This window comes from Saccharomonospora sp. CUA-673 (assembly GCF_001942305.1).
In the GTDB taxonomy this organism is placed as follows: Bacteria; Actinomycetota; Actinomycetes; order Mycobacteriales; family Pseudonocardiaceae; genus Prauserella.
Genome location: NZ_MKKE01000046.1, coordinates 21,099 through 27,285 on the forward strand (window position 1 = coordinate 21,099; position 6,187 = coordinate 27,285).

Consider the following 6,187-nt stretch of genomic DNA (forward strand, 5'->3'; position numbering starts at 1 on the left):
ACTGGACGCGAAATCTAGAACGTGTTCTTATTATTGAAGGCACGGTAGCAGGAGGTGCGAGTGGAAGACCACGAGCGATTCCGCCGGGAGGTGGCCTCCTGGCTGGCCGACAACCTCGCGGGCGAGTTCGCCGGCGTGCGCGGACTCGGCGGCCCCGGGCGGGAGCACGAGGCGTTCGACGAGCGGCTCGCATGGGAACGCCACCTCGCGGCGGACGGCTGGACGTGCGTGGGCTGGCCGGAGGCGTTCGGCGGCCGCGGGCTGAGCCTCGCCGAGCAGGTCGTCTTCCACGAGGAGTACGCCGCATCGGGCGCGCCCGCGCGCGTGAGCCACCTGGGCGAACAGCTGCTCGGCCCGACCCTGATCGCATTCGGCACCGACGAGCAGCGCCGGCGTTTCCTGCCCGCGATCCGCGCCGTGGACGAACTGTGGTGCCAGGGGTATTCGGAGCCGGGTGCGGGATCGGACCTCGCCGCCGTGTCGACGTCGGCACGGCTCGAGGACGGACAGTGGGTGCTCAACGGGCAGAAGATCTGGACGTCGTTGGCGCACGTCGCCGACTGGTGCTTCGTGCTCGCGCGCACCGAACCGGGATCGTCGCGGCACCGCGGACTGTCGTACCTGTTGGTGCCCATGGACCAGCCCGGGGTCACGGTCCGCCCGATCACACAGCTGACGGGGACCTCGGAGTTCAACGAGGTGTTCTTCGACGACGCGCGCACCGACGCCGATCTGGTGGTCGGCGCACCGGGCGACGGATGGCGGGTCGCGATGGGCACGCTCGAGTTCGAACGCGGCGTGTCCACCCTCGGCCAGCAGATCGGTTTCCGTCGCGAGCTCGACGGGATCGTCGCCGAGGCCCGGCGCACCGGGGCGATCGACGACCCCGTGCTGCGCGCGGAACTGACCAGGGCGCGGATCGACCTGCGGGTGCTGCGCGCCCACGCGCTGCGGACCCTCGAACGCCGCCCGGGACCGGAGGTGGCCGTGGGCAAGCTGCTGTGGTCGGGCTGGCACCGGCGACTGGGCGAGCTGGCGATGCGCGTCCGCGGCGCGCGCGGGCTCACCACCGGCGGGGAACTCGACGAATGGCAACGACTGCTGCTGTTCAGCCGCGCGGACACCATCTACGGCGGTTCGGACGAGATCCAGCGCAACATCATCGCCGAGCGGGTCCTCGGCCTTCCGAAGGAGCGACGATGAGCGACCATCACCCTTCCACCGACTCATCGGCGCGACCGGGTGCGGGTGTCCCGCAAGAACAAGGAGCGACGATGAGCGGAGCTGCCACGCAGGGGGCTGCGAACGGGGCGGCTGCCAACGTGGCGCCGGCGTACCCGGTGCCGCACAACCTGTTGGCGGGCAAGGTTGTCGTGGTCACCGCGGCGGCGGGAACGGGCATCGGGTCGGCCACGGCGCGGCGCTGTCTCGAGGAGGGCGCGCAGGTCGTCGTGAGCGACTGGCACGAGCGCCGCCTGGGGGCCACGGCCGACGAGCTGGCCGATCTCGGCCCGGTGCAGGCGATCCCGTGCGACGTGACCGACGACGAACAGGTGCGTTCGCTCATCGACGGTGCGGTCGAGCGCTTCGGCCGGATCGACGTGATGGTCAACAACGCCGGCCTCGGCGGCACAAAGTCCATTCTGGACATGTCCGACGAGGAATGGTCGCAGGTTCTGGACATCACACTGAACGGCACGTTCCGTTGCACCCGCGCGGCGGCGCGACGCTTCGTCGAGCAGGGCGAGGGCGGGGTGATCGTCAACAACGCATCCGTCGTGGCTGGCGCGCGCAGGAGGGGCAGGCGCACTACGCCGCGGCCAAGGCCGGGGTGATGGCGTTGACGCGGTGCGCGGCGATGGATGTGGCCGGACACGGCATCCGCATCAACGCGGTGGCACCGAGCCTGGCGGCGCATCCGTTCCTGGCGAAGGTCACCAGCGAGGAGCTGCTGACCGAGCTGGCGAGCAGGGAGGCGTTCGGCCGCGCGGCCGAGCCGTGGGAGATCGCCAACGTCATGGTGTGGCTCGCGTCGAGCTATGCCACCTACCTCACGGGCGAGACGGTGTCCGTGTCGAGCCAGCACCCGTAACCGATATCCCTACATCCCGAGGAGTCGAACGTGGCCGAGGCCTATCTCGTCGACGCCGTCCGCACGCCCGTGGGCAGGCGGGGCGGTTCACTGTCCACTGTGCACTCGGCGGATCTGGCTGCGCACGCGCTGGGCGCCCTCGTCGAGCGCAGCGGCATCGACCCGGGCAGCGTCGACGACGTCATGCTGGGCTGCACCGACACGATCGGCCCGCAGGCGGGCAACATCGCCCGCACCGCGTGGTTGGCCGCGGGCCTGCCCGACCACGTACCGGGGGTGACGGTCGACCGGCAGTGCGGGTCGAGCCAGCAGGCGGTGCACTTCGCGGCGCAGGCGGTGCTGTCGGGCACCGCGGACGCGGTCGTCGCGGGCGGGGTGCAGAACATGAGCGCCATCCCGATCAGCGCGGCGATGCTCGCCGGCCGCGAGCACGGCTTCGACGACCCGTTCTCGGGCTCGACCGGCTGGGCCAAGCGCTACGGCGACGTCGAGGTGTCGCAGTTCCGCAGCGCCGACATGATCGCGCGGCACTGGGACATCACCCGCGAGGAGATGGAGGAGTTCGCGCTGCGCAGCCATCGTCGCGCGCTCGACGCCCTCGACAACGGCGTGTTCGACCGCGAACTCACACCCTTCGGTGAGCTGACGGCCGACGAGGGCCCGCGCCGGGGCACCTCTCTCGACGCGATGGCCGCGCTGAAACCCCTCGAGGAGGGGTCGCGGATCACGGCGGCCACCGCGAGTCAGATCTCCGACGGGGCGAGCGCGGTGCTCGTCGCGTCGGAGGCCTACGTCCGCGAACACGGCCTGACGCCGCGGGCGCGCATCCACCACCTGTCGGTGTCGGCGGCGGACCCCGTGTGGATGCTCACCGGGCCGATCCCCGCAACCCAACGGGCGCTCCGCGCGACGGGACTCACGGTCGACGACATCGACCTGTTCGAGGTCAACGAGGCGTTCGCGAGCGTCGTGCTGGCATGGCTCGACGAGACGGGAGCCGACCCGGACCGGGTCAACGTCAACGGCGGCGCGATCGCGCTGGGTCACCCCATCGGCGCCAGCGGCACCAAGCTGATGACCACGTTGCTGCACGAACTCGAACGGCGCGGCGGCCGCTACGGACTCCAGACGATGTGCGAGGGCGGCGGTACCGCCAACGTGACGATCATCGAACGCCGATAACCGCCGTGTCAGCACCCCACGTCGCCGTGTTGGCATCCTGCGTCGCCGTGTTGGCACCCCACGTCGCCGTCTTGTCGATAAGGTGATCGACGGGCGCGACAAAGGAGTGAGGCGATGACTGGCAGCCGGCCGCGGATCGTGGTCTGCAGGTGGATTCCCGACGAGGCACTGGCGTTGTTGCGCGAGGCCGGCGACGTGTGGGTTCCCGACCCCGACCGGGCACTGCCCCCGGGCGAGCTGCACGAGGTCCTCGCCGGCGCCGACGCCGCGGTCACCACGCTCAGCGAACGGGTCGACGGGACGTTCGCCGACGCCGCCGGGCCGCAACTGAAGGTCGTCGCCAACGTCGCGGTCGGCTACGACAACGTCGACGTGCCGGCACTGGCCGAACGCGGCGTCACGGTCACCAACACCCCGGGTGTGCTGACCGACGCCACCGCCGACATCGCGTTCGGACTGCTGCTGTCGGCCACGCGGCGGCTCGGCGAGGGCGAACGGTTGCTCCGCGCCCGCACGCCGTGGTCGTTCCACCTCGGATTCATGTTGGGCACCGGCATCCAGGGCGCCACGCTCGGCGTCATCGGGCTCGGCCAGATCGGCCGCGCCATGGCCACGCGGGCGCGGGCGTTCGGCATGAACATCGTCTACAGCGGCCGCAGGCAGGCGCCCGCGGACGTCGAGGCGCAGCTGGAGGCGACCTACCTCCCGCAGGACGAGCTGCTGCGCACCGCCGACATCGTGTCCCTGCACTGCCCGCTGACGCCCGAGACACGCCACCTCATCGACGCGGACGCCCTCGCGGCGATGAAGCCGACGGCGTTCCTGATCAACACCACGCGCGGCCCGGTCGTCGACGAGGCCGCCCTGGCCGCCGCGCTCCGCGACGGCGTGATCGCCGGCGCCGGGCTGGACGTCTTCGAACAGGAACCGGACGTCCACCCCGGATTGCTGGAGCTCGACAACGTCGCGATGGCCCCGCACCTCGGGTCGGCGACAGTCGAGACGCGCACCGCGATGGCCACGCTCGCCGCCCGCAACGCGCTCGCCGTCCTGGCGGGCGAACCCGCGCTCACCGAGGTCACACCGTGACCGCGCCTCGCGTCGTGGTCGCACCCGACAAGTTCAAGGGCAGCCTCACCGCCGTCGAGGCGGCCGAGGCGATCGGCGCCGGCGTCCACGACGCCCTCCCCGACGCCGACGTGTCCCTGTGCCCGGTCGCCGACGGCGGCGAAGGAACCCTCGACGTGCTGCTGGCCGCCGGCGGAACCCGCGTCGACCTGCGGGTCCGCGGACCGCTCGAGGACCACGTCGACGCGTGGTACGTCACCCTCGACGCACCGCCTACATCGAATCGGCGCGCGCCTGCGGCATCGAACACGTCACGCCCACTGCTGACGTCGCCCTCGCCGCACACACCTACGGTGTCGGCCAACTCATCGCCGACGCGCTGTCCCGCGGCGCCCGACAGATCGTGCTCACCGTCGGCGGCACCGCCAGCACCGACGGCGGCAACGGCATGCTCCAAGCACTCGGCGCGCGGATCACCGACGCCCACGGCACTCCCGTCGGCCTCGGCGGCGGCGCACTCGCCGACGTCGCCGCCATCGACCTCACCGCCGTCCACGACGCACTCGGCGACACCCGCGTGCACGTCGCCACCGACGTGACCAACCCGCTGCACGGCACCGACGGTGCCGCCGCCGTCTTCGGGCCCCAGAAAGGCGCAGGCCCACACCAGGTCGAACAACTCCGGGCCGGCCTGCACCGATGGGCCGACGCGCTCGGCTTCACCGACCGCGCCAGCGCCGGCGCAGGCGGCGGCATCTCGGGCGGCGCCATGGCCGCACTCGGGGCCACCGCCCAATCCGGATTCGACCTCGTCGTCCAACTCACCGGCGTCGCGACGCCATCCGCGGCGCCGACCTCGTCGTCACCGGCGAAGGATCACTCGACGCCCAAAGCCTCGCCGGCAAGGCACCCGCCGGCATCGCGACCATCGCACGCACCGCAGGCGTCCCCGTCGTCGCCATCGCCGGCCGCATCACCCTCCACCCCGACCAACTCACCACCGCCGGCATCACCGACACCATCGCCCTCACCGACCTCGCCCCCACCCCCGACATCGCCATTCGCGACGCTCGGCGGTTGCTGCGGCACGGGGTGGTGGGGTTGGTCCGGTTCTTGGGTTGACGTTTCGGGGGGTCGGGGGTTTCGGGGTGATGTCCCCGGGGTGCCGGGGCGGGTTGGGGGCCGTGTTGGCGTCTCGCGTCGCCGTGTTGGCGTTTCGCGTCGCCGTGTCAGCAATTCGTGAACGCCGTGTCAGCATTCTGGGTCGCTGTGTTGGCAGTTCACGTCGCTGTGTTGGCATTCTCGGGGCGCGATCTGCGTTTGGGGGTTAAGCGCCTCGCCGGCTGGGCAGGTCTCCGGGATGATTGGGCGGCTGTGCCGCTGCTCCGTGTCATCCCTCGACCTCTCGTTTCGTTTATCACGCTTCAGCAGGGCGCAAGGTTTCGTTTTTGTGTGACGGGTTTGTTGGTGGTTGCGCCCTGCCTGGAGCGTGATGGTTTCGGTTTAGGTCGACGGGATGACACTCCGGGGGGCGGTTGTTTGGGTTTCGTGGGTGGTTTCGTTTCGGGGCTTGGTGGGAGTCTTTGCTTCGCTCGACCTCGGGTTCGGACCGGGTTGGCGGTCGGTTGGTTGTCGAACTGGTGTTTGGTATTATGGGGCTGTGACCAGCGGTGATCCTCTTGCTCAGGATGTGCAGTCGCTTCGTGTGCGGCGGGCACGGATTGATGCTGAGGAGATGAGGGTTCTGCCTCGCTGCGCCGTCGGACGAGGGGGAGATGGCGTGGTTTGCTGAGTCTCTGGTTCCGGAGTATCGGGCTTCTCGGGAGTTTGTTCTCGGGCGGGTTC

General features: G+C 70.6%; 3 protein-coding genes and 2 pseudogenes. All 5 read left to right on the plus strand.

The annotated features are described in order from the left end of the window. The first annotated feature begins 60 nt into the window (after positions 1-60). The 5 genes and pseudogenes from BJF85_RS19730 (at position 61) to BJF85_RS19750 (ending at position 5,464) form a co-directional block, all read left to right on the plus strand. The gene (locus BJF85_RS19730; RefSeq protein ID WP_075849576.1) at positions 61-1,203 is read left to right on the plus strand and encodes an acyl-CoA dehydrogenase family protein; all 1,143 of its coding nucleotides are present in this window, start codon (positions 61-63) and stop codon (positions 1,201-1,203) included. 119 nt (positions 1,204-1,322) lie between these two features. Further along, a pseudogene (locus BJF85_RS19735) lies at positions 1,323-2,092 on the plus strand (SDR family oxidoreductase). Between the two features lie 30 nt (positions 2,093-2,122). Beyond that, positions 2,123-3,274: an acetyl-CoA C-acetyltransferase gene (locus tag BJF85_RS19740; RefSeq protein ID WP_075849577.1), complete on the plus strand. Its 1,152-nt coding sequence runs from the start codon at positions 2,123-2,125 to the stop codon at positions 3,272-3,274. 114 nt (positions 3,275-3,388) lie between these two features. Continuing rightward, positions 3,389-4,363, plus strand: a complete 975-nt coding sequence (locus tag BJF85_RS19745; protein WP_075849578.1) for a D-glycerate dehydrogenase — start codon at positions 3,389-3,391, stop codon at positions 4,361-4,363. Continuing rightward, a pseudogene (locus tag BJF85_RS19750) lies at positions 4,360-5,464 on the plus strand (glycerate kinase). The gene BJF85_RS19745 and the pseudogene BJF85_RS19750 overlap by 4 nt, the downstream one beginning before the upstream one ends. The last annotated feature ends 723 nt before the right edge of the window (positions 5,465-6,187 follow it).